Source organism: Hylemonella sp. GW821-FHT12C09 (assembly GCF_058807395.1).
In genome coordinates this window covers 124419-148237 of record NZ_JBXAQQ010000009.1, presented here as the reverse complement: position 1 = coordinate 148237, position 23819 = coordinate 124419, and the positions used below count along the sequence as shown (strand labels likewise).

Annotated in this window: 21 protein-coding genes and 3 tRNA genes; 10 read left to right on the top strand and 14 right to left on the bottom strand. The window is 65.3% G+C overall.

Annotated elements, in window-relative coordinates; all coding sequences use genetic code 11:
- Positions 1-4: 4 nt before the first annotated feature.
- The 5 genes from AC1RRP_RS15385 to AC1RRP_RS15365 are packed head-to-tail and all read right to left on the bottom strand — an operon-like array spanning position 5 to position 4809.
- The gene (locus AC1RRP_RS15385; protein WP_493037670.1) at positions 5-895 is read right to left on the bottom strand and encodes a DUF6492 family protein; all 891 of its coding nucleotides are present in this window, start codon (positions 893-895) and stop codon (positions 5-7) included.
- A gap of 28 nt (positions 896-923) precedes the next feature.
- Positions 924-1568: a class I SAM-dependent methyltransferase gene (locus AC1RRP_RS15380; protein WP_493037668.1), complete on the bottom strand. Its 645-nt coding sequence runs from the start codon at positions 1566-1568 to the stop codon at positions 924-926.
- A 6-nt stretch (positions 1569-1574) separates the two neighbouring features.
- Positions 1575-2291: a polysaccharide deacetylase family protein gene (locus tag AC1RRP_RS15375; protein ID WP_493037666.1), complete on the bottom strand. Its 717-nt coding sequence runs from the start codon at positions 2289-2291 to the stop codon at positions 1575-1577.
- Entirely contained in the window at positions 2288-4021 is a 1734-nt protein-coding gene (gene msbA, locus AC1RRP_RS15370; RefSeq protein WP_493037664.1) for a lipid A export permease/ATP-binding protein MsbA, read from the bottom strand. The genes AC1RRP_RS15375 and msbA overlap by 4 nt, the downstream gene beginning before the upstream one ends.
- On the bottom strand, positions 4021-4809 hold the full coding sequence (locus AC1RRP_RS15365) for a glycosyltransferase family 2 protein (RefSeq protein ID WP_493037662.1): 789 nt from the start codon (positions 4807-4809) through the stop codon (positions 4021-4023). The genes msbA and AC1RRP_RS15365 overlap by 1 nt, the downstream gene beginning before the upstream one ends.
- Before the next feature lie 70 nt (positions 4810-4879).
- On the opposite strand from AC1RRP_RS15365, the gene AC1RRP_RS15360 reads away from it, so the two are divergent.
- The 8 genes from AC1RRP_RS15360 (at position 4880) to AC1RRP_RS15325 (ending at position 10519) form a co-directional block, all read left to right on the top strand.
- The gene (locus tag AC1RRP_RS15360; protein WP_493037660.1) at positions 4880-5734 is read left to right on the top strand and encodes a glycosyltransferase family 2 protein; all 855 of its coding nucleotides are present in this window, start codon (positions 4880-4882) and stop codon (positions 5732-5734) included.
- Entirely contained in the window at positions 5734-7023 is a 1290-nt protein-coding gene (tolB, locus tag AC1RRP_RS15355) for a Tol-Pal system beta propeller repeat protein TolB (RefSeq protein ID WP_493037658.1), read from the top strand. Before AC1RRP_RS15360 ends, tolB begins: the two co-directional genes overlap by 1 nt.
- Before the next feature lie 36 nt (positions 7024-7059).
- A complete protein-coding gene (gene pal, locus AC1RRP_RS15350; RefSeq protein WP_493037707.1) occupies positions 7060-7578 on the top strand; it encodes a peptidoglycan-associated lipoprotein Pal in 519 nt (172 codons plus the stop codon).
- A gap of 21 nt (positions 7579-7599) precedes the next feature.
- Entirely contained in the window at positions 7600-8376 is a 777-nt protein-coding gene (gene ybgF / locus AC1RRP_RS15345) for a tol-pal system protein YbgF (RefSeq protein ID WP_493037656.1), read from the top strand.
- 31 nt (positions 8377-8407) lie between these two features.
- Positions 8408-9523 (top strand): YeeE/YedE family protein, encoded by a 1116-nt coding sequence (locus tag AC1RRP_RS15340; protein WP_493037654.1) that lies wholly within the window; start codon positions 8408-8410, stop codon positions 9521-9523.
- A gap of 5 nt (positions 9524-9528) precedes the next feature.
- Positions 9529-10278: a tRNA threonylcarbamoyladenosine dehydratase gene (locus AC1RRP_RS15335; protein WP_493037652.1), complete on the top strand. Its 750-nt coding sequence runs from the start codon at positions 9529-9531 to the stop codon at positions 10276-10278.
- A gap of 65 nt (positions 10279-10343) precedes the next feature.
- Positions 10344-10419 (top strand) — tRNA-Lys (locus AC1RRP_RS15330).
- Positions 10420-10443: 24 nt separating this feature from the next.
- Positions 10444-10519: transfer RNA gene (locus tag AC1RRP_RS15325), tRNA-Asn, on the top strand.
- Positions 10520-10624: 105 nt separating this feature from the next.
- On the opposite strand, the gene AC1RRP_RS15320 is transcribed toward AC1RRP_RS15325, so the two are convergent.
- Positions 10625-10700 (bottom strand) — tRNA-Lys (locus tag AC1RRP_RS15320).
- A 95-nt stretch (positions 10701-10795) separates the two neighbouring features.
- On the opposite strand from AC1RRP_RS15320, the gene AC1RRP_RS15315 reads away from it, so the two are divergent.
- Positions 10796-10996 carry a hypothetical protein gene (locus AC1RRP_RS15315; RefSeq protein ID WP_493037650.1) on the top strand — a complete coding sequence of 67 codons (201 nt, stop codon included), beginning with the start codon at positions 10796-10798 and terminating at the stop codon, positions 10994-10996.
- Positions 10997-11008: 12 nt separating this feature from the next.
- On the opposite strand, the gene AC1RRP_RS15310 is transcribed toward AC1RRP_RS15315, so the two are convergent.
- The 8 genes from AC1RRP_RS15310 to AC1RRP_RS15275 form a co-directional block, all read right to left on the bottom strand.
- The gene (locus AC1RRP_RS15310) at positions 11009-12970 is read right to left on the bottom strand and encodes an ABC-F family ATP-binding cassette domain-containing protein (protein ID WP_493037648.1); all 1962 of its coding nucleotides are present in this window, start codon (positions 12968-12970) and stop codon (positions 11009-11011) included.
- A gap of 136 nt (positions 12971-13106) precedes the next feature.
- On the bottom strand, positions 13107-13994 hold the full coding sequence (gene prmB, locus AC1RRP_RS15305) for a 50S ribosomal protein L3 N(5)-glutamine methyltransferase (protein ID WP_493037646.1): 888 nt from the start codon (positions 13992-13994) through the stop codon (positions 13107-13109).
- Entirely contained in the window at positions 13991-15136 is a 1146-nt protein-coding gene (gene dapE, locus AC1RRP_RS15300; RefSeq protein ID WP_493037705.1) for a succinyl-diaminopimelate desuccinylase, read from the bottom strand. Before dapE ends, prmB begins: the two co-directional genes overlap by 4 nt.
- A gap of 88 nt (positions 15137-15224) precedes the next feature.
- Positions 15225-16367 (bottom strand): PilT/PilU family type 4a pilus ATPase, encoded by a 1143-nt coding sequence (locus AC1RRP_RS15295; RefSeq protein WP_493037703.1) that lies wholly within the window; start codon positions 16365-16367, stop codon positions 15225-15227.
- Positions 16368-16427: 60 nt separating this feature from the next.
- The gene (dapD, locus tag AC1RRP_RS15290) at positions 16428-17252 is read right to left on the bottom strand and encodes a 2,3,4,5-tetrahydropyridine-2,6-dicarboxylate N-succinyltransferase (RefSeq protein ID WP_493037644.1); all 825 of its coding nucleotides are present in this window, start codon (positions 17250-17252) and stop codon (positions 16428-16430) included.
- 17 nt (positions 17253-17269) lie between these two features.
- Positions 17270-18463 (bottom strand): succinyldiaminopimelate transaminase, encoded by a 1194-nt coding sequence (gene dapC / locus AC1RRP_RS15285; protein ID WP_493037642.1) that lies wholly within the window; start codon positions 18461-18463, stop codon positions 17270-17272.
- Positions 18464-18528: 65 nt separating this feature from the next.
- Positions 18529-19287, bottom strand: a complete 759-nt coding sequence (locus AC1RRP_RS15280; RefSeq protein ID WP_493037640.1) for an MHYT domain-containing protein — start codon at positions 19285-19287, stop codon at positions 18529-18531.
- Between the two features lie 114 nt (positions 19288-19401).
- The gene (locus tag AC1RRP_RS15275) at positions 19402-20070 is read right to left on the bottom strand and encodes a PilZ domain-containing protein (RefSeq protein ID WP_493037638.1); all 669 of its coding nucleotides are present in this window, start codon (positions 20068-20070) and stop codon (positions 19402-19404) included.
- A gap of 206 nt (positions 20071-20276) precedes the next feature.
- Here AC1RRP_RS15275 and smc point away from each other — a divergent pair, with 206 nt between their 5' ends.
- Positions 20277-23789, top strand: a complete 3513-nt coding sequence (smc, locus tag AC1RRP_RS15270) for a chromosome segregation protein SMC (RefSeq protein WP_493037636.1) — start codon at positions 20277-20279, stop codon at positions 23787-23789.
- The last annotated feature ends 30 nt before the right edge of the window (positions 23790-23819 follow it).

Here is a 23819-nt window from a genome sequence, read left to right as displayed (position 1 = left end):
CCGTTCAGATCCGTCCCAGGCGGCGGCGCAAGCGCCGACCGATGCGGGAGGCCAGGTTGCCGCCCTCGCTGGGCCAGTCCATCTCTCGCTCCCAGGCCGACTGGTAAATGACGCCGGCATAAATGCCTGACAGCTTTTCGGTGCTGATGCCTTTCCGACGATCCTGATCGAATTGCCAAGCATAGTGGTAGACCTTGAACAGGGCTTGGCAAGGCATCAGAGGAATTGCCTGGTAGGCGAGCAGGGCCTCACCATACCAGCGCGACTCCAGCGGAGCCGACTGGATGGCATCGACGAGGTTCATTCCGCGGGGGCGCAGGTACTCTTGTTCCAGGCTTTCCCAGACCGATCGGTGCCAGGCCAACGGAAAGGGGCCGAAGGAGTAAATCCGGCCCGAGCGCCCGAAAAGTTGCTGTACGCGCTCGGCCTCCTGCCGGAAGTCGCTCAGGATCTGTGGTTTGCCGCCGGACAGCGAGAACTCCAGATAGTCATGGCCCTCGTCCATAACCGTATAGGGAATGCCATCGCCCCAGATGAAGTCGCTGATCCGGAAGGGCCGGATGAAGACCGCATCAGAGTCGAGGCACAGGTAGGCGTCTGACAGGCCTAGCCGCCAGAATTCGGATTTAACGATCTGCTGTGAGATGTGGCCGGGTAATCCCCCGGTAAGATTTCTGCCGGCATAGGGGGTTTGTGCCAGGATTTCCTCATCCTCGATGACCTGCAATGCCATGCCATCAAGATGCTGCCGGAAGAGAGCGAGATCCGTTTTCGGCACGGAGACGTAGAACGGCAGGCCGTCCACGTTGTAGCGGACGACCGATTGCGCCAGCCGCATTACGCGCCGCAGGTCGGTACGGTAACTCTTGCAAAACAGCGTAAAGGGCACCGTCATGATGGATGAGTTCGGTGGTCTAGTTGGCTCATCGCTTGGTGGCGGCCACCAAGAATTGCTTTGCCAGCAAGTCGCCCAGGCCCATTGCACTCAGCAGCCTTTTTTGCCAGCGCGTGCTGTCGCTCCCGATCACGGTGTCGATGTGCGCGCCCGTTGATTCAATCAGTTCTATGAGGGTGCTACGCGTGAAAAAACGCAGGTGTGTGCGATCCATGATGCCCGAGTCGGTGTAGTGAAAACGACCGCGAAACGCTAAGTCCACCAGCACGTGGTAATTCCGAATGTTGGGCACGCTGATGATCCACAGACCACCGGACTTGAGAAGGCCAGACAAGCGGCGCATGGCATCCCAAGGGTTGTTCAGGTGCTCTAGAACGTCCAGACATAGGATCATATCCAGCGACGCGGGTGAGATGTCCGGCAGTTGAGCCTCAATGTCCAAACGGTCGAAGCGGTCAATGGATGTATTTTCAGGATGACGTTCGGCGTACGGCTCCACGCCGGCTACCCAACTGCAATAACCGGCCTGCTTGAGCCATTCCAGAGTATGGCCTTCAGCGCAGCCGATCTCGAGAGCCCGGCAGGCCTGTCCTTTACCCAGGCGCAGCAGCGGCTCGATTTCCTGACGCGCTTTGGCGAAGTAGTCATCGGGTTTGTTTGTGTAGAGATTCATGGGTAGTCAGCCGCGCCGGTCTTCGTAGGTTGTGCCGATTTTCAGGGCGAAATGCAGCAGATGGGTCGCCTGTGCCACGAGCACCCGGCGCAGCGTCATCGGGTCGTCACCCGAACGCATGCGGCCGCGTCGTGTGGTGGTGGCCGTGACATAGCCGGCCTCCCGGGCCATCTGGCTGTGCTCGGCACCGAAGCGGCCATAGGGATAACAGAAGTGCCGTACTTCGCAACCCAGGGTATTTTCCAGCTCGCGCTTGGAGCCGGCGATTTCTTCGCGCGCCTGGTCGGCGCTGGCCTGGTTCAGGTCGGCGTGCGTGCGGGTGTGGGAGCCGATGTCCATGCCGCCGGCCAGCCAGGCCTGCCAGTCGGCCTGGGTCATCAGCGGCTTTTCGGCCACCAGGCCCTGGTCCCAGCTGTTGGTGCCGCCGATCTTGCTGCTCACGGCATAGCAGGTGGCCGTGAAGCCGTGCTTGCGCAGGACGGGCAGGGCGTGGTGCAGATTGTTCTGGTAGCCATCGTCGAAGGTGATGCCCACGACCCGACCCTGCTTTTCGCCCGTGAGGTAGGGCTCCAGATCGCGCATCGAGAGGCCGCGGTAACCCAGCAGCTTCAGCAGCCGCATCTGCCTTGCAAACGCACCGGGCGAGACCACCAGCCCGCGCAGCGGCGTACCGCTGGGTGGCGGCACGTCGATCTGGTGGTACATGAGGATGGGGATGTTCATGTCTGTACGCGGATCAGGTTGGCGTAGTAGCCGCTGGCGGCCAGCAGCTCGGCGTGGGTGCCGCTTTCGACGATGCGACCTTGGTCCAGCACGAGGATGCGATCGGCGTGCTCGATGGTGCTCAGGCGGTGGGCGATGACCAGTGTCGTACGGTCTTTCATCAAGACCGCCAGCGCAGCTTGGACCTGTCGCTCGCTCTCGGTGTCCAGAGCCGAGGTGGCTTCGTCCAGGATCAGGATGGGTGCGTTCTTCAGCAGGGCGCGTGCAATGGCGATGCGCTGGCGCTGTCCGCCTGACAGGCGGGCGCCGTTCTCGCCGATCATGGTGTCCAGGCCGTCGGGTAGCTGTTCGATGAATTCCCAGGCGTGGGCGGCGCGTGCGGCCCGGATCACGTCGTCCCGGCTGTGGGTGCCCAGCGTGCCGTAGGCGATGTTGGCTTCCACGGAGTCGTTGAACAGGACCACATCCTGGCTGACAAGGGCGATGTTCTGGCGCAGGCTCATCAAGGTGAGGTCCTGGATGTCGATCCCGTCCACCAGTATCCGGCCGCTGCTGGCATGGTAGAAGCGGGGAATCAGCGCGCTGATGGTGGTCTTGCCGCCCCCCGAAGCGCCGACCAGGGCGACGGTCTGGCCGGCTGCCACGGTGAAGCTGACGTCGTTCAGGGCCAGACGTTCGGCGCCCGGGTAGCTGAAACGCACGCCTTCAAAGGTGATGTCGCCACGGGCATGCCCCAGGGGGCGATGGCCGCCGTCGGACTCCTCCGGCATGTCGAGCAGGTCGAAGACGCTTTCGGCGGCCGCCAATCCCTTTTGCAGGGTGGTGCTGATGGTCGTGAGCTGCTTGAGGGGGGAGATCAGCAGCAGCATTGCCGTGATGAAGGACACAAAACCACCGGCCGAGGCGCCGGCCTTGCCGGTGGTCTGGCTCAAGGCCAGGTAGGTGATGACCGCCACGGCGATGGCGGCCGCGATGTGGGTGATGGGGGTGGTGGCCGAGGCGGGAATGGCTTCGCGCATCTGGGCGCGACGGAACTGCTCGGTGGCATCTTCGAAGCGCCGCGCCTGATGAGCCTGCCCGCCGAAGATCTTCACGACCTTGTGCGCCTTGGCGGACTCCTCGATGGTGTGCGAGATGAGGCGCATTGCTTGCAGGCTTTTCTGGCTGGCCGCCCGCATGCGCTTGCCGAAGGACTTGACCGTCAAGGCGATGACGGGCCCGATCGTCAGCGTGACCAGCGTCAGCTTCCAGTCCAAGTAGAGCAGGTAAGCCAGCAGGGCCACGGCGGTGAGCGACTCGCGGACCATCGTGACCAGGGCGCTGGTGGCCGCTTCCGAGACGTGGCTCACGTCGTACACCAGGCGCGAGATCAGCTGGCCCGCCGAGTGCTGGTCGAAATGCTGCGTGGGCAGGGTGATCAGCTTGGCAAACATGGCGCGCCGCAGGTCGGTGACCACCCGGCTCGAAATCCACATCATCAGGTAACCGGTGAGGTAGACAAAGAGGCTGCGCACCAGAAAGAGCAGGACGATGCCCGTCGGGATCAGCCAGACCATGCGCGCATCGTCCGTTTGAAAGCCCCGGTCGAGCAGGTATTTCATGATGGCCGGGAAGACCGGCTCGGTCGCCGCTGTAGCGACCATGCCGACCACCGCCAGCGCGAAGGCTTTCCAGTAGGGCCGCACATAGCCCAGCAGCCGAAGGTACAGGGCGCGGTTGGTCGGGGGCATCAGGTTTTGCCTGCCGAGGACTTGGGCGCCTTCCAGGCTTCGCCCTTCTGCATCTCCAGCGCCTTCACGTAGCGGTAGAAGGTGCCCTCGAAGTTGCCCAGCGCGATCATGAAGCCGGCCCAGCCGTCCAGGAAGCCGAGCTTGAAGATGTAGTGCTTCACGAAAGACCAGATGCCGTGGGCCAGTGCCGAGCCCATGGAGATGCGCTTGTGCACGATCTTCTCCGCGCCCAGGCTGGAGTAGCGGTTGGCCTTGTGCATGACCTCGGCCATGTTCTTGAAGGGGAACTGCCAGATGGCGTTCTTCAGCGTGCCGAGGGGCTTGTCGCTGTGCAGCACGTAGCCCTCGTGCACGGGCTTGAGGTCGTAGCTCATCGCGCCCTTGCGGAAGAGCTGCGGCTGGCGGAAGTTGGGGTACCAGCCCGAGTGCCTGATCCAGCGGCCCATGAAGTAGTTGCGCCGGGGCACACGCCAGACGTCCAGCGAGTCCGGGTCGTCGGCAATGGCCCGTACTTCGGCTGCCGCCTCGGGCGTACAGCGTTCGTCGGCATCGACGCTGAAGATCCATTCATGCGTACAGGCTGCGATCGCCTGGTTGCGCAGGTCGCCGAAACCCTTGAACACCACCTGCACGACGCGCGCCCCCATGCGGGTGGCAATGTCCTGCGTGCCGTCCGTGCTGTGGGAGTCGACCACGATGATCTCGTCCGCCCACTGCACGCTCTCGATCGTGGCCGCGACCTTTTCGGCCTCGTTGTAGGCAATGATGTAGACGGAAATTTGGCTCATCGGGGGTGGTAGTATTCGGCGGCCCGCCCGCTTGGCGCGGACCTGTATCAGCCGTGTAGTCTAGTTCAAAATGAACCCCTCCGAGACCGTATCTGTGGTCATCACCACCTACAACCGCAGCGATGCGCTGCTGGCGGTGCTCGCGGGGCTGCTTAGGCAGACCGACCGGAATTTCGAAGTGGTCGTGGCCGACGATGGCTCGCGTGAGGAGCATCGCCGGGCCATCCTCGATTCTGCCGTGGCGCGTGAACTGCGCCTGACGCACGTCTGGCATCCCGATGTCGGCTTCACCGCCTCCAAGGTGCGCAACCGCGGTGTGGCGGCGGCCAGCGGGCCGTACCTCATCTTCATGGACGGCGATTGCGTGCCCGAGGTGGATTTCATCGCCCGTCACAAGCGGCTGGCCGCGCCCGGACATTTCGTCAACGGCAGCCGCGTGCTGCTGTCGCCCGAACTCACGCAGGCTGTGGTGAGCGGTTCCGAACAGATCTGCGGCCGCAGTCGACTCTACTGGCTGGGGCAGCGCCTGCGTGGCCATGCCAGCAAGCTCACCCATCTGGTGCGCCTGCCCGACTGGCGAGGTCGCGTTCGCCCCGGGTTCTACTGGAAGGGCATCCGCAGCTGCAATATGGGAGTCTGGCGCAGTGACTACGAGCGCATCGACGGCTTCGACGAGTCGTTTGTCGGCTGGGGCCACGAGGACGCCGACTTCGTGCTGCGCCTGCACCACGCGGGTGTGGCACGCAAGAACGGCTTCTGCGCCACCGAGGTGTTCCACCTCTGGCACAAGGAGGCGGCGCGCGCGCAGGAGTCGCAGAACGCCCGCACGGTGCGCGAGCGGGTGCAGTCGGACATCGTGCGTGCGGCCTCGGGTTATGCTCAGGCCCGTCCAGATGACGATGTCGTCATGACGAGGCTGGGATAATGCAGAAAATGATGAGACGATACCTGCTAACTTTGATGACGCTGCTGGCCGCCTGGCCGGCCTATGCCCAGTTCCGGGTCGAGGTGTCCGGCGTAGGCCTGACGCAGCTGCCGATTGCCTTCGCCCCCTTCCGTGGCGAAGACGCGTCGCCGCAGAAGATCAGTGCCATCGTGCAGGCCGACCTGGAGCGCAGCGGTCAGTTCCGCAGCGTGCCGACCCGCACGGGCGCGCTGGACGAAAACGCCAAGCCCGATCTGGTGCCGTGGCGCCAGAGCGGCGCCGATTCCCTGGTCGCAGGCAGCGTCTCGCGTCTGGCCGATGGCCGTTATGACGTGCGCTTCCGCCTCTGGGACGTGGTGGCCGGGCGTGACCTGGGCGGGCAGAGTTACGCCATCAGCCAGGCCGATCTGCGCCTGGCTGCGCACCGCATCGCCGACTTCGTCTATGAGAAGCTGACGGGCGACAAGGGCATCTTTTCCACCCGCATCGCCTACGTCACCAAGGCGGAGCAGCGCTACAGCCTGTGGGTGGCCGATGCGGACGGCGAGGGCGCGCAGCCAGCCCTGACCAGCCCCGAACCCATCATTTCTCCGAGCTGGTCACCCGAGGGCCGGCAGCTGGCCTACGTGTCCTTCGAGTCGCGCAAACCGGTGGTTTATGTCCACGACGTGGCCAGCGGCAAGCGTCGACTGGTGGCCAACTTCCGCGGCTCCAATAGCGCGCCGGCCTGGTCGCCTGACGGGCGCAGCCTAGCCGTCACGCTGAGCCGCGATGGCGGTTCGCAACTCTATACGCTGGACGTCACCACCGCGGGGAGCGAGCCGCGTCGCCTGACCCAATCGTCCAGCATCGACACCGAACCCACCTATTCGCACGATGGCCGGTTCATCTATTTCGTCAGCGACCGGGGTGGCAGTCCGCAGATCTATCGCATGCCGGCTGCGGGCGGCAACCCGGAGCGCGTGACGTTTACCGGCACTTACAACATTTCCCCTTCCCTGAGCGCCGACGGCCGCTGGCTGGCTTATATTTCCCGGGTGAGCGGTGCCTTCAAGCTCCATGTGATGGAGCTGTCCACCAGCAATGTCACGGCCCTGACCGAAACCAGTGCGGACGAGAACCCGAGTTTTGCCCCCAATGGCCGCCTGCTCCTCTACGCCACCAAGCAGCAGGAGCGCGAAGCCCTGATGACCACCACGCTGGATGGAAAGATCAAGGCCCGTCTGGCCGGGCAGGGCGGAGACATCCGAGAGCCCGACTGGGGCCCCTTCCAGAAAACACCCAACTGATTCCCTATCGATACCACAGGAGTAAAAAACATGTCGATGAAAAAACTCGCGCTGATCGGCGCCGTGACCTTGCTGATGGCAGGCTGCTCTTCCGTCAACCTGGACAACCCGCCGGTGGACGACCGCTCCAGCGGCGCCGCCGCTGCGGGCTCCGGCGACAGCGTGGTCGCCAAGACTGCGGTGACTCCGGTCGACGACGGCAAATCCTCCCAGGCCGCCATTGCGAACGTCTCGCGCCTGGTCTATTTCGACTACGACAGCTACGTCATCAAGCCCGAGTTCCAGGCCCTGATCGATGCCCATGCTCGCCACATCAAGGCCGACAAGAGCCGCAAGGTCGTGATCGAAGGCCATACCGACGAGCGCGGCGGCCGTGAATACAACCTGGCTCTGGGCCAGCGCCGTGCCGAGGCCGTGCGCCGCTCGCTGGGCCTGCTCGGCGTGGCCGACGGCCAGGTCGAGGCCGTGAGCTTCGGCAAGGAAAAGCCGGCTGCCCAGGGCAGCAATGAGGCCGCCTGGTCCAAGAACCGCCGTGCCGAGATCAGCTACCGCTGATCGGGCGCTGGAGACGCAGCGATGAACACGCGCACCCGCCTTGCCGCCCTGCTGCTGTGTGCCTGCGGCGTCACCGTGGCGCAGGCCGGCCTCTTCGACGACGAGGAGGCCCGCCGCGCCATCCTGGATCTGCGCCAGCGCGTGGACAGCGTGCGGCAGGATTCCGAGACGCGTTCAACGGAGCAGGCCAGCCGTAGCGCGGAGGAAAATGCCCTGCTGCGTCGCAGCCTGCTGGAGTTGCAGACCCAGATCGAGACCTTGCGCGCCGACATGGCACGCCTGGTCGGGCAGAACGAACAGCTTGCGCGCGACGTGGCCGAACTGCAGCGCCAGCAGAAGGATCTGCTGGGCGGCTTCGACGAGCGCCTGCGCAAGTTCGAGCCCGCCAAGGTCACGGTCGATGGTCGCGAGTTCCTGGCCGAGCAGGCCGAGAAGCGTGACTACGACGCCGCGCTTGGCGTGTTCCGAAAGGGCGACTTTGCCGGCGCGCAAAACGCCTTCGTCGAACTGCTCAAGCGCTATCCGACCAGCGGCTACGCCCCCTCGTCCTTCTTCTGGCTGGGCAATGCGCAGTACGCCACGCGCGATTACAAGGAAGCCATCCAGAACTTCCGCAACCTGCTGACCCAGGCGCCGGATCATCTGCGCGCGCCCGAGGCCGTGCTGTCGATCGCCAACTGCCAGGTCGAACTCAAGGACGTCAAGGCTGCGCGCAAGACCTTGGAAGACCTGATCAAGGCCTACCCGCAGTCCGAGGCCGCCGCCGCCGCCAAGCAGCGCCTGCCGCGTCTCAAGTAGGGGTTCGCGTCCTGGCTTTAGAATCCAGGACATGCAAACCGCCGACATCTCGGCGCTCAACACCCTGGTGTTGAGCGCTTCTTTTCTTCTTTCCCTGCTTTTCGGTGCACTCGTCCAGCGCACCCATTTCTGCACCATGGGCGCCGTCAGTGACGTGGTCAATATGGGCGACTGGACGCGCATGCGCCAGTGGGTCCTGGCCATCGGTGTGGCCATGGCCGGCTTTGCCTTGCTGGCCTATGCGGGCCTGATCGATCCCGCCAAGACCCTGCATGGCGGCAAACGCTGGCTCTGGCTCTCGGCGGGCGTTGGCGGCCTGCTCTTCGGCTTCGGCATGGTGCTGTCGTCGGGCTGCGGCAGCAAGACCCTGGTGCGTGTCGGCTCCGGCAATCTCAAATCCCTGGTGGTCCTGCTGGTCATGGGCGTGGCGGGCTTCGCCACCATGAAGGGGGTCACCGCCGTCTGGCGCGTGGCCACCGTGGACCAGGTTGGGGTGGACTTCGCCGTGAGCGCCAATCTGCCGCACCTGGCCGCCACGGCCCTGGGCCTCACGCCTAGCCTGGCCACCTTGCTGCTGGGCCTGGGCCTGGGGGCGGTATTGATCGTCTGGGCGCTGCGGGGTCAGCAGTTCATGCAGGGCGACAACCTGCTGGCCGGCCTGGGCGTGGGCGGCATCATCGTGGCCATGTGGTGGGTCAGCGGCTCCCTGGGGCATGTGGCCGAGCATCCGGACACCCTGGAAGAGATCTTCCTGGCCACCAACTCGGGGCGTTCCGAAGCCATGAGTTTCGTCGCCCCGGTGTCCTACGCACTGGACTGGCTGATGTTCTACAGCGACAAGAGCAAGGTGCTCACGCTGGGCATCGTCTCGGTCTTCGGCGTCATCGCCGGGTCCGCGATCATGGCTTTGTGGACCCGCAGCTTCCGCTGGGAAGGTTTTGGCGGCACCGAGGACGTGGCCAACCACCTGGTGGGCGCCGTCCTCATGGGCGTGGGCGGCGTGACCGCCATGGGGTGCACCATCGGCCAGGGCCTGACGGGCCTGTCCACCCTGGGTCTCAACAGCCTGGTGGCCTTTGTCGCCATCGTGGCCGGCTCGGTCGCCGGCTTCAAGTACCAGATGTGGCGCCTGGAGCGCATGGCCTGATCGCCATGGACGTTGAACGCCGCTTCGGTGGCCTGGCCCGGCTGTATGGCGTGGCCGGCGCCCAGCGCATCCGTGCTGCCCATGTGGTCGTGGTCGGGGTCGGCGGGGTTGGTTCCTGGGCCGTGGAAGCCCTCGCGCGCAGTGGTGTGGGGCGCCTGACCCTGATCGACCTCGATCACGTGGCCGAATCCAATATCAACCGCCAGATCCATGCCCTGGAGGCCACGCTGGGCCAGGCCAAGGTGCTGGCCATGCGCGACCGCATCACGCAGATCAATCCGGCTTGCCAGGTGCAATGCATCGAGGAGTTCGTGGAACCCGATAACTGGCCCGCCTTGCTGCCGGCCGGCGTGGATGCCGTGATCGACGCCTGCGACCAGGTGCGCGCCAAGACCGCCATGGCGGCCTGGGCCCTCAAGAACAAGCTCGTTTTCATCGCGGCGGGTGCTGCCGGTGGCAAGCGCCGGGCGCATGAGGTGGACATCGAGGACCTGGGCCGTGTCACCCATGACCCCTTGCTGGCGCAGTTGCGCTACCGTCTGCGCAAGGAGCACGGCGCTGCCCGTGAGGGGCGCAAGATCGGGGTGGCCTGCGTGTTCAGCCGCGAGGCGGTCAGCGGCCCCGATGCGTCCTGTGCGGTCGAAGGCGATGGCACGCTCAACTGCAGCGGCTATGGCTCGCTGGTGGCTGTCACGGCCACCTTCGGCCAGTGCGCCGCCGGCTGGGTCCTGGATGAAATCGTGAAGCGAGCTTGAAGATCGTACGAAAATGACGCTATAATTGAAGGCTTGTCGGGGTTAGCGTAAGCGTCCCGCTGTGGGGGACGTTAGCTCAGTTGGTAGAGCAGCGGACTTTTAATCCGTTGGTCGCAGGTTCGAATCCCGCACGTCCTACCAAGTACAATTTGTTGAACCGAATATTCCTCGATAGCTCAGTCGGTAGAGCGCCGGACTGTTAATCCGTAGGTCCCTGGTTCGAGCCCAGGTCGAGGAGCCAAATCAAAAAGGCCTTGCAGCAATGCAAGGCCTTTTTTGTTGTTGCACGGTGTTTTGAGGCACAAAGAAAAAGGGATCTGATCTTGCGATCAGATCCCTTTTGATCTGGTGGGTCCTGAGTGACTCGAACACTCGACCTACGGATTAAGAGTCCGCTGCTCTACCAACTGAGCTAAGAACCCAGAGCTCAATTATTGCATAAAAATCAGTCCCGTCCTGGTGGCGCAGGGGACAAAATGCGCTTTTTCGTCGTCGGCATCAAGCAGGAGAAACGACCATGTCTCAAACAATCATCATCAGCCTGACGGTGCTCATGCTGGCGGGCTGTGGCGCCGAGACGGCGACCACGGCGGCCACCGTGGGGGCGGCCAAGAAGCAGGAGCTCGAGCAGGGCCAGAAGACCATGGAGCAGGTCAAGCAGAAGGTCGGCGAGTCCATGCAGCAGATGCAGCAAAGCCCGCAGCGCGCCGCCGATTAAGGCCGGCGCACACTAGTCGCCGAGGCTGCCGCTGAGTTCCAGCCAGCGTTCTTCGAGCTGGTCCAGCTCATCCTGCAGAGCGCCCAGGCGCTTGCCGAGTTCATTGATCTCATCCATGCCGGGCTGACCGGAGAGCCGCTCTTCGAGCGCGGCTTTCTCCTGCATCAGTTCGGCGATGCGGGCCTCGCACAGCTCGAACTCCTTGCGCAGCTGACGGGTGCGGTTGTCCTCGCGTCGCGGGCGGGCCGGCTCAGGGGCCGCCACGGCGGGCGGAGGCGGTGGGGCGCTGGCCGCCGCGGAGGCGGCGGCATTGGCCTCCTTGAGGGCCTCGCGCTGGCGCTTGGCTTCGTCCAGCAGATAACGCTGGTAATCGTCCAGGTCGCCGTCGAAGGGGCTGATGCCGCCGCGAGAGACCAGCCAGAATTCATCGCACACCGCACGCAGCAGGGCGCGGTCGTGGCTGACCAGCATCACCGTGCCTTCGAATTCGTTGAGCGCCATGCCCAGGGCCTCGCGCGTGGCCAGGTCCAGGTGGTTGGTGGGCTCGTCCAGCAGCAGCAGGTTGGGGCGCTGCCAGACCAGCATGCACAGTACCAGGCGCGCCTTCTCGCCGCCGCTCATGGTGCCCACGGTCTGCTTGACCTGGTCGCCCGTGAAGTTGAAGCTGCCCAGGAAACTGCGCAGGTCCTGCTCGCGGGTGGCCTGGCCGCTGAGCGCACCGCGTGCCGTGGTGTCCTTGACCAGCCAGATCATGTGTTCCAGCGGTGTGTCCTGCGGGCGCAGCACGTCGAGCTCCTGCTGGGCAAAGTAGCCGATGGACAGGCCCTTGCCCTCGATGATCTCGCCCGCCAGGGGCGCCAGGTCGCGCGCGATGGTCTTGACCACGGTGGACTTGCCCTGGCCGTTGGCGCCCAGGATGCCGATGCGCTGTCCGGCCAGCACCGACTTGCTGACATTCTTCACGATCACCGTGGGTGGCGTGCCGGCGGGCGCGCCTTCTGGCGGCGGGTAGCCGAAGTCGATGCCCTGCATGGACAGCATGGGGTTGGGCAGGTTGGCCGGCTCCTTGAACTCGAAGGTGAACTCGGCCTCGGCCAACAGCGGGCCGATCTTTTCCATGCGGTCCAGCGCCTTGACCCGGCTCTGGGCCTGCTTGGCCTTGCTGGCCTGGGCCTTGAAGCGGTCGATGAACTTCTTGAGATGGGCGATCTTCTCCTGCTGCTTGGCGTAGGACGCCTGCTGCAGTTCCATCTTCTCGGCCCGCATGTCCTCGAACTTGGTGTAGTTGCCGCCATAGCGGTTGAGCTTGGCGGTTTCGATGTGCACGGTGACGTTGGTCACGGCATCGAGGAACTCGCGATCGTGGCTGATGACCAGCATGGTGCCGGTGTAGCGCTGCAGCCAGGCTTCCAGCCAGACCAGGGCGTCCAGGTCCAGGTGGTTGGTCGGCTCGTCCAGCAGCAGCAGGTCCGAGGGGCACATCAGCGCGCGTGCCAGTTGCAGGCGCATGCGCCAGCCGCCGGAGAAGCTGTTCACGGGCTTGTCGAGTTCCGTGGTGCGAAAGCCCAGGCCCAGGATCAGCGCCTGCGCGCGGGACGAGGCGTCGTGGGCACCGGCATCGTGCAGCTCCATGTAGGCGTGGCCCATGCGTTCGCCGTCATCGGTGGCTTCGGCGGCCACCACCTCGGCCTGCGCGGCGGCCAGGCGCGTGTCGCCGGCGATCACGAAGTCGGTCGCGCTCTCGGCCGTCTCGGGCATGTCCTGGGCCACCTGGGCCAGGCGCCACTGGGCCGGGATGTTGCAGTCGCCGCTGTCTTCGTGCAAGGTGCCGTTGAGCAGGGCGAACAGGGTGGACTTGCCAGCGCCGTTACGTCCGACCAGGCCGACCTTCTCACCAGGATTGACGGTGACGGAGGCAGCATCCAGCAACACCCTGGCGCCGCGGCGCAGGGTGACGTTTTTAAGAGTAATCATTGCTTGTGTTCTGTCGCGTTATAGGGCACGCGACGCATGGAAGGGGCTAACCGTGGAACGCCGTGGAACCGGCTTTGCCGGGCCACTGGCGTTGTCCCCTTGAGGGGAAGGCGGCGAGAGCCGCCACAGGGGTGTTTCATTTTTCCAGCGCTTCGCGCGTTATCAGCAGGACTTGTTCGTCGCCTGCACTTGTTTCCAGCCAGGCAGCTTCCAGGCGCGGGAAGGCCGCCTCGAAGTGCTCGCGCTCATTGCCGATCTCCAGGACCAGCACGGCGTGTTCGGTCATTTGCGCCGGGGCATCGGCCAGCAGCCGGCGGATGAAATCCATGCCATCGCTGCCGCCGGCCAGGGCCAGTTCGGGTTCGGCCCGGTACTCAGCGGGCAGGGCGGACATGCTCTGCGCATTGACATAGGGCGGGTTGCACAGGATCAGGTCATAGGGGCCGCGCACCCGGGCCAGCCCGTCGGATTGCGCCAGGGTGATGCGGTCTTGCAGCGCGTGGCGGTCCACATTGATGCGGGCCACGGCCAGGGCGTCGTCGGAGAGGTCAGCACCGTCTACGCTCACCTCGGGCCAGGCCAGGGCGGCCAGCACGGCCAGGCTGCCATTGCCGGTGCACAGGTCCAGTACGCGTTGGGTGTGTTCGCCCAGCCAGGCGTCGATGGTGCCGTCGGCCAGCAGTTCGGCGATGAAGCTGCGCGGCACGATGGCCCGTTCGTCCACGTAAAAGGGCACACCCTGCAGCCAGGCCTCGTGGGTCAGGTAGGCGGCGGGCTTGCGCGTGGTGACGCGTTCTTGCAGGAGCGCCTCAACCTTGGCTTGTACTTGCGGGTCGACCGGGCGATCGGCCACCGCGTCGAGGTCGTGCAGCGGCAGGCCCAGTTGCCAGAGCACCAGCCAGGCGGCCTCATCAAAGGCGTTGCTGGTGCCGTGTCCATAGACCAAGCCGGCAGCGTCGAACTGCCTGGCGCCGGCCTCGATCAGTTTGATCACGGTCGCTGACTTCGTGGGGGCACTGTTCATGACGCGAGCTTTTCCAGCACGCGCCGGTAGATGTTTTTCAGCGGCTCGATGTCGGCCACCGGCACGCATTCGTCGATCTTGTGGATGGTGGCGTTGGTCGGGCCCAGTTCGATGACCTGCGGGCAGACCTGGGCGATGAAACGGCCGTCACTGGTGCCGCCGCTGGTGGAGAGTTCGGTCTCGATGCCCGTTTCCGCGCGGATGGCCTCGCGCACGGCGTTGACCAGCGTACCCGGGGTGGTCAGGAAGGGCAGCCCGCCGACGGTCCAGGCGAGCTCATATTCCAGCCCATGCTTGTCCAGCACGGCACTCAGGCGTTGCTGCAGGCTCTGCGGCGTGGACTCGGTGCAGAAGCGGAAGTTGAAGTCCACCACCACGCTTCCCGGGATCACGTTGCTGGCGCCCGTGCCGCCGTGGATGTTGCTGACCTGCCAGGTGGTGGGCGGGAAGAAATCGTTGCCTTGGTCCCATTCGATGGCAGTCAGTTCGGCCAGCGCCGGGGCGAACTGGTGGATGGGATTCCTGGCCAGGTGCGGGTAGGCAATGTGGCCTTGCACGCCCTTGACCGTGAGCTTGCCGCTCATGGTGCCCCGGCGGCCGTTCTTGATCATGTCGCCGGTGCGTTGGACCGAGGTCGGCTCGCCGACAATGCAGTAGTCCAGCTTTTCGCCGCGCGCTTTCAGGGTTTCGCAAACCACCACCGTGCCGTCCACGGCAGGGCCTTCTTCATCGCTGGTCAGCAGCAGGGCGATGTTGAGCGGGGCCTGGGCGTGCGAGGCAAGGTACTCCTCCACCGCCACGACAAAGGCGGCGATCGAGGCCTTCATGTCGCTGCTGCCCCGGCCGTACAGCTTTCCGTCGCGGTGGGTGGGGGTGAACGGGTCCTGGCTCCATTGCGCCACCGGACCGGTGGGCACCACGTCCGTGTGGCCGGCAAAGACCAGCAGTGGGGCGCCGGCTCGGGCCATGCGTTTGGCCCACAGGTTGGTGACACGGAAGTCGGCGGGGCCGCTGACGATGGACTCGCAGACAAAACCCAGGGCCTGGAGGCGTTCGGCCAGCAGGGCCTGGCAGCCGGCATCGTCGGGTGTGACGGACGGGCGTGCGATCAGTTGCTCGGTCAGTTGCAGGGTACGGGACATCATGGGGCCCCCACGCCTGCCATTGCATGGGCTGCGCTGCCCCCCGAGGGGGCGCGAGTTTGCTTGAAGCGGTTCTGCGCTGCACTCATCAATGCTTCACATCGAGCGTGATCTCGGTGAAGGACGGTTCGTCGTCCTGGTGCTCGTCGGCCTGGGCCTGGGACGGCTTCTGGAAGTCGTTCTGCAGGCGCCACATGAGGTTGGTGGGTGAATCGGAATTGGCCAGGCCTTCCTTGCGGTCGATCACGCCCTCGGTGATGAGGCGCGCGATGTCCTGCTCGAAGTTCTGCGAACCTTCGGCCATGGCCTTTTCCAGCGCCTCCTTGATGCTGGAGAAGTCGCCTTTCTCGATCAGGTCCGAGATCAGCTTGGTGTTGAGCATGATCTCCACCGCCGGGGTGCGGCTGCCCGTGGTGGTGCGCAGCAGGCGCTGCGAGACGATGGCCTTGAGCGCGCTGGAGAGGTCCCCCAGCATGGTCTGGCGCACTTCCACCGGGTAGAAGCTCAGGATACGATTGAGCGCCTGGTAGCTGTTGTTGGCGTGCATGGTGGCCAGGCAGAGGTGGCCGGACTGGGCGTAGGCGATGGCCGCGGACATGGTCTCGCGGTCGCGGATTTCACCGATCATGATCACGTCGGGCGCCTGGCGCAGCGCGTTCTGCAGGGCGGTGTTCAGGTTCTTGGTGTCGGCGCCGACCTCGCGCTGGTTGACCACGGAGCGCTTGTTCTTGAACAGGTACTCGATCGGGTCCTCGATGGTCAGGATATGGCCCGAGGCGTTTTCGTTGCGGTAGTCGATCATGGCTGCCAGCGTGGTGCTCTTGCCCATGCCGGTGGCGCCCACCATCAGGATCAGGCCGCGCTTTTCCATGATCAGGTCGCCCAGGATGGGGGGCAGGGAGAGCGAGCCCAGCGAGGGGATCTCGCCCGAGACGAAACGGATCACGGCGGCCACCGTGCCGCGCTGGCGCATGGCGCTCAGACGGAAGCGCCCGACGCCTTGCAGCGGGAAGCCCATATTGAGCTCGCTGTAGGCATCGAGCTCGGCCAGGCGTTCCTCGGGGATGATCTCCGCCAGCAGGTTGCGCGGCGCGTCGGCCGGCAGCGGCTGGTTGTTGATCGGCACGCACTGGCCGTTGATGCGGATGAGCGCCGGTGAGAAGGCCGACAGATAGATGTCCGAGGCCTTTTTCTCGGACATCAGTCGCAGGATCCGTTCCATCATGCCCATCGTGCTGCTCATGTCTGCTCTCCCTGTATCGTTTGTCGAGGTCGTCCGCTGCCGGCGTGATCAGTCGCGCAGCAGGTCGTTCAGGCTGGTCTTGGAGCGGGTCTGTGCGTCCACGCGCTTGACGATCACGGCGCAATACAGGCTGTACTTGCCGTCGGCGCTGGGCAGGTTGCCCGAGACCACCACCGAGCCGGCCGGCACGCGGCCGTAGTGGACTTCGCCCGTCGCGCGGTCATAGATCTTGGTGCTCTGGCCGATGTACACGCCCATGGAGATGACCGAGTTTTCCTCGACCACCACGCCCTCGACGATCTCCGAGCGCGCGCCGATGAAGCAGTTGTCCTCGATGATGGTCGGGCCGGCCTGCACCGGCTCCAGCACGCCGCCGATGCCCACGCCGCCTGAGAGGTGCACGTTCTTGCCGATCTGCGCGCAGGAGCCCACGGTGGCCCAGGTGTCGACCATGGTGTTCTCGTCCACGTAGGCGCCGATGTTCACGTAGCTGGGCATCAGGATGGCGCCCTTGGCGATGTAGCTGCCACGGCGGGCCACGGCCGGGGGCACCACGCGCACGCCGGTGGCGGCCATTTCTTCAGCCGAGAGGTGTGCGAACTTGGTCTGCACCTTGTCGTAGAAGCCCAGGTCGCCGGCCTTGATGACCTCGTTGTCCTTCAGGCGGAAGGACAGCAGCACGGCCTTCTTGATCCACTGGTGCACCGTCCACTTGCCCACGGACTCGCGCGTGGCCACGCGCAGGCGGCCCTTGTTCAGCTCGGAGATGACGTGCTCCACGGCGTCGGCCACTTCCCTGGGCGCGGACTTGACGGAGATGTTGGCGCGGTTCTCCCAGGCAGCTTCGATGATCTGTTGCAGTTGTTGGCTCATGTGTAGGACTCGGATGTTCAGTTTCTGGATTGGACAAATTGAATGATGCGTTCGGCCGCTTCTGCGCATTCGGCGGTTTCGGCCACCAGCGCCATGCGCACGCGCCCGGCGCCGGGGTTGAAGCCGCGAGCTTCGCGCGCCAGATAGCTGCCGGGTAAAACAGTCACATTGTAAAGAGCGTAGAGATCGCGGGCGAAATCGGTGTCGCTGCCCTTCACGCCGGCCCACAGGTAGAAGGCCGCGTCGGGCAGGGCCACGTCCAGCACGGCGCTCAGCATGGGCGTGACCTGGGCGAACTTGGCGCGGTAGAGGTTGCGGTTCTCGATGACGTGCTGTTCGTCGTTCCAGGCGGCGATGCTGGCGGCCTGCACCACGTGGCTCATGGCGCTGCCGTGGTAGGTGCGGTAGAGCAGGAAGGCCTTCATGATGGCCGCATCGCCGGCCACGAAGCCGCTGCGCATGCCTGGCACGTTGCTGCGTTTGGAAAGACTGGTCAGTGCGATCAGGTTCCTGAAGTCGCCGCGACCCAGTTTCAAGGCCGCCTCCAGCCCGCCCAGCGGCGGTTCGTCCCGGAAGTAGATCTCGCTGTAACACTCGTCGGAGGCGATGACAAAGCCGTAGCGATCGCTCAAGTCGAACAGCTTCTTCCATTCTTCCAGCGGCATCACGGCACCGGTCGGGTTGCCGGGTGAGCAGGTGAAGATCAGCTGGGTGCGGGCCCAGACCTCGGCGGGCACGCTGTCCCAGTCCACGGCGAAGTTGCGCGCCGGGTCGCTGGGCACGTAATAGGGCTGGGCGCCCGCCAGCAGCGCGGCGCCTTCGTAGATTTGATAGAAGGGGTTCGGGCACAGGACCAGCGCGCCAGGCTGGCTGCCGTCGACCACCGTCTGCGTCAGCGCGAACAGGGCCTCGCGCGAGCCATTGACTGGCAGGATCTGGCCGGTCGGGTTGAGCGTGACGCCATAACGGCGCTGCAGCCAGCCGGCCATGGCTTCCCTCAGCGCCGGCTCACCGGCGGTCGGGGGGTAGCCGGTCAGGCCGGTGTCCAGCGCGTCGCTGAGGGCGTGCTTGATGAAATCGGGCGTGGCGTGCTTGGGCTCACCGATGCCCAGGCTGATGGGGCGATAGGCCGGGTTGGGGGTGATGCCGGCAAAAAGTTGCCGCAGCCGTTCGAAAGGATAGGGCTGCAGTCGTTGGAGCAGGGGGTTCATGAGGGGGAATTATCCCGGAACTCCCCGGCGCGGCAGAGGCGGGGGGCGGCAACCCCCCTCAGGGTTCAGCGCGACCGCCGCTTGGCCGTGCCCAGCAACTTCTGCGTCAGCAGGTCGATGGACAGCACCAGGGCGATGCCGATGGACATGACCATCACGACCTCGGGCAGGTCGGTCGAGTTGATGACACCAAAGCCGCGGGGAAGCGCCTGCCGGTCCGGGGTGGTGCAGACGAAATCAGCCGCGGCCATGCCGGTGTAGTGCATGGCGCAGACGGCCACGGCCATGACGACGGCCGCCAGCAGGCGCAGCGCCAGGGGTTTGGTGTTGAAGGCCAGCCAGAGGGCGGCGGTCGCTGCCACGACGGCGATCAGGAGGGAGGCTGCCACCAGCAGGAACGACCAGTTGATATAGCCGCCAAAACGCATGCCGTACATGCCCAGGTAATGCATGACGGCCACACCCAGTCCCAAAGAGGCGCCAGCCGTGAGCAGCCGGGTCTTGTTGGAGGGATCGCGGGCCACATACGTCAGGCCGAAACCGGTCGCCAGGCAGACCACCAGCAGCGAGATGATGGTTTCGGTCATGGAGTAGCCTACGCGCAGGTCCATCTTCAGTGCGGCCATGCCAATGAAATGCATGGTCCAGACGCCGATGCCACCCAGCGCCAGCGTGGCGGCCATCAGGTCGAAATGGTTGATGCGGCCTTCGGGGCCGACGAGGCGGCGGGCCGCCGTCAGCGCAACAAAGGAACCGACGAAGGCAATGAGGAAAGAGAGCGCGACATAAGTGCCGTCGTAGCTCGAGACAACTTGTGGATTCATGGATGACCTTGGATACGAATCGGTCGAATCTAAGGGAAGGCAGCTACCGGGCGGTCCGGGCGCGCGCATTCACCCACGAAAGTGAAGGGCATACCGTGCCCGGCACGGTTGGTCTCAGCCTTGTGGGGCCTTGGTGAGGTAGTGCAGCACCAGCTTGTCCTGCTGGTTCAGGCCACGGAAAGCCATGCCAGTGAAGTGGCACGTGCCGTCTGCGGCCTGGCGGGCGTGGCAGACCGTGGCCTTGAGTGCCAGGGTGCTGGGCTCGCCTTCGACCACGGCGCCGATGCTGAGGTCGAGGGTCTTGCCCACCGCGGTGGTGGCTGTGGGCGTGCTGATCATGGCGCCCTGCATGCTGATGTCCAGCAACTGCCCGTCCAGCTTGAGTTCGCCGATCCGAACGTTGACGGGCCAGCTGGTCTTGGTCCGCAGGGAATGGCGGACCTGGCGGGCATCGACCTGGGTCGGGTAGGCCAGCAGGGCATAAACGAAGGGTTTCTCATAGGTCTGCAGGACCTTGCTGATGAAGGAAAACTCATGCAGGCCCGTAAAGCCGCGCACGATGCAGACGTCGCCCTCGGTCAGTCCGGTGTCCTCGCCCTCCGGACCCTGGGGTCCCACCATCACGCCCCGGTTCTCGATGGCGCCGAAGAGCTGGCCCTCCTTCTTGCTGGCGCCTTCCACCAGCCGGCGCACCTGCAGCGCGATGCCCGGGCGCAGGCCAAGCTCCTTGAGGCTGATTTGCAGCACGTCGTTCTTCTGCGTCTCGCTGGCGGCCTGATTCATGATGGTGGCGTTTCTATGTGGAACCGGTCAAATGGCGTGAATCTACACGGTCCGTCAGGCGGTCGCCATGACGCGGCGCATGGCAATGTGTACAAATGCAACCTTTCGGGTTTTCCCGTAGCACACATCCCGCATGAGCGCACGATTTTCGTGCGGGCCGTGACGGTATGATTTCGGGCTGTTCCCGCCATCAGACTGTTCTCACCGTGCGTCTCACCTCCATCAAGCTTTCCGGGTTCAAGTCCTTTGCCGAGCCGACCAACTTCATGCTGCCCGGGCAACTGGTCGGTGTGGTCGGCCCCAACGGCTGCGGCAAGTCCAACATCATGGACGCCGTGCGCTGGGTGCTGGGCGAAAGCCGCGCCAGCGAGTTGCGCGGCGAGTCCATGCAGGACGTGATCTTCAACGGCACCACCACGCGCAAGCCGGCCAGCCGCTCCAGCGTGGAGCTGGTGTTCGACAACGCCGACCACCGCGCTGGCGGCCCCTTCCGCGAGTATTCGGAAGTCGCCGTCAAGCGCGTGCTGACGCGCGACGGCACCAGCAGCTACTACATCAACAACCAGCCGGTGCGCCGCCGTGACGTGCAGGACGTGTTCCTCGGCACGGGTCTGGGCCCGCGCGCCTACGCCATCATCGGCCAGGGCACGATCAGCCGCATCATCGAATCCAAGCCGGAAGAGTTGCGCCTGTTCCTCGAAGAGGCCGCCGGTGTCTCCAAGTACAAGGAGCGTCGCCGCGAGACCGAAAACCGCCTGTCCGACACGCGCGAGAACCTGACCCGCGTGGAAGACATCCTGCGCGAACTCAACGCCAACCTGGAAAAACTCGAACGCCAGGCCGAGGTCGCACAGAAGTACAACACCCTGCAGGCCGATGCCACGCTCAAGCAGCAGCAGCTCTGGTACCTGCGCCGCTCCGAGGCCGAGGCCGACCAGAGCAAGATCAGGCAGGAAGGCGAGAAGGCCGTCATCGAGCTCGAATCCCGCGTGGCCGACCTGCGCCACATCGAGGCCGATCTGGAGACCATCCGCCAGGCGCATTACGCCGCCGGCGACCAGGTCAACCAGGCCCAGGGCCTGCTCTATGAGGCCAGCACCGAAGTGGGGCGGCTGGAGGCCGAGATCCGTTTCGTGGTCGAGGGTCGCCAGCGCGTCGAGGAGCGCCTGGTCACCCTGAAGGAGCAGACCGCCCAGTGGGCTACGCGCAAGCAGGACGCCCAGGCCGAGATCGAAAGCCTGGCCGAGCTGGCCCTGGTGGGCGAGGAGAAGACCACTGAACTGGCGGCCCAGCTGGAAGAGCAGGCCCAGGCCCTGCCTGACATGGAAGAGGCCGTGCGCCAGGCCCAGAGCCGCGCCAATGAGCAGCGCGGCAGCGTGACCCAGGTGCAGCAGCAGATCCAGGTGCTGGCCGCCGAGCAGCGCAGCATCGAGGAGCAGTCGCGCCAGCTGAACCAGCGTCGCGAACGCCTGGACACCGACCGCAAGGCCCTGGCCGCGCCGGATGAGGCCCGCCTGCAGAGCCTGCAGGCCCAGCTGGCCCAGGCCAGCGAAGCCGCCGCCGTGGCCGATGCCCGCCTGCACGAGCTGCAGGACAGCGTGCCGCAGCTCGATGAGACACGCCGCACCCAGCAGGCCACCGTGAACACCGAAGCCGCCAGGCAGGCTGATCTGTCGGCGCGCATGGAAGCCCTCAAGGCCCTGCAGGAGAAAGTCAAGACCGACGGCAAGCTGCAGCCCTGGCTGGCCAAACATGGCCTGGCCGACCTGCAGGCCCTGTGGACCAAATTGCACATCGAGCAGGGCTGGGAAAGCGCCCTCGAGGCCGCGCTGCGCGAGCGCATGGGCGCGCTCGAAGTCAGCCGCATCGACATGGTCAAGGCCTTCGGTGCTGACGCACCGCCGGCCAAGCTGGCTTTCTACAGCACGCCGTCGGCTGGCGCCCCCGAGAAGACCGGCGGTCTGCCGCGCCTGGCCGACCTGCTGCGCGTGAACGATGCCGGCCTCAAGGCCGTGCTGGCCGACTGGCTGCAGGGCTGCTACGTGGCGCAGAGCTTCGAGGAGGCCCTGGCCCAGCGCGCCCAGTTGCAGCCCGGCGAGACCCTCTATGTGAAGAGCGGCCACGCCGTCACCGCGCACAGCGTGAGCTTCTACGCCCAGGATTCCGAACAGGCCGGTCTGCTGGCCCGCGCGCAGGAAATCGAGAACCTGGAAAAGCAGCTGCGTGCCCAGTCCCTCATCAACGAGGAGGCCCGCAGCGCCCTGGTGCGCGCCGAGGCGGCCTACGCCGACGCTTCGCAACGCCTGATCACCGCGCGCCGTGAAGCCAGCGAGACGCAAAGCCGCGCCCACGAGCTGCAGGTCGAGACCCTGCGCCTGACGCAGCTGGCCGAACAGACCCGCGCCCGCAGCGAGCAGATCGCCGGCGACCTGGCCGAGGTCGATGTCCTGCTGGAAGAGCTGCAGGAGCGCCGCGTGGCCGCCGAAGGCCGCTTCGAGGAACTGGACATGCAGCTGGCCGACAGCCAGGAGCGCCATGCCCAGCTCGACGAGCGTGTGCTCGAAGCCGAGCGCAAACTCAATGCCTGCCGCGAGCAACAGCGCAGCCTGGAGCGCCAGGCGCAGGAGGCCACCTTCTCGCTGCGCACGCTGGACGCCCGCAAGGCCGAACTGGCCCGTGCCATCGACACCGCCGACCAGCAGGCGGCCACCATCACGACCGAGGAACAGCGTGCCCGCGACGAATTGGCCCGCCTGACCGACGCCGCCGCCCAGGCCGGCCTGCAGAACGCGCTGGCGCTCAAGCTCGAACGCGAGCAGGCTCTGGGCGCCAAGCGCAGCGAATACGACGACCTGACCGCCAAGCTGCGCGCCAGCGACGAGCGCCGTATCAAGCTCGAGCGCGAGCTCGACCCCTTGCGCCAGCGCATCCAGGACATGCAGCTCAAGGAGCAGGCCGCACGCCTGGGCTTCGAGCAGTACGCCCAGCTGCTGGCCGATGCCCAGGCCGACCTGGAAGCCGTGGCCAAGTCCATCGAAGAAGGCAACGTGCGCCTGACCGGCCTGCAAGGCGAGATCGATCGCCTGAACCGCGAGATCGCGGCCCTGGGGGCGGTCAACCTGGCGGCCCTGGAAGAGCTGGCCAGCGCGAGCGAACGCAAGCACTTCCTGGACGCGCAATCGGCCGACCTGAACCTGGCGATGAATACGCTGGAGGATGCCATCCGCAAGATCGACGGCGAAACCCGCGAACTGCTGGCCGGCACGTTCAAGACCGTCAACGAGCACTTCGGCAAGATGTTCCCCGAGCTCTTCGGCGGTGGCCAGGCCCGACTCATCATGACCGGCGACGAGATCCTGGACGCCGGCGTGCAGGTCATGGCCCAGCCGCCGGGCAAGAAGAACCAGACCATCCACCTGCTCTCGGGCGGCGAGAAGGCGCTGACGGCGATCGCGCTGGTGTTTGCCATCTTCCAGCTCAACCCGGCCCCCTTCTGTCTGCTGGACGAGGTGGACGCGCCGCTGGACGACGCCAACACCGAGCGTTATGCCAAGCTGGTGAGCAGCATGAGCAAGGGCACCCAGTTCCTCTTCATCAGCCACAACAAGATCGCCATGGAAATGGCCGAGCAGTTGATCGGCGTGACCATGCAGGAGCAGGGCGTCTCGCGCATCGTGGCGGTGGACATGGAATCTGCCGTGTCCATGGCGGAAGCATGATGCCTCCCCCGAAACGCCTTCGGCGTCTCC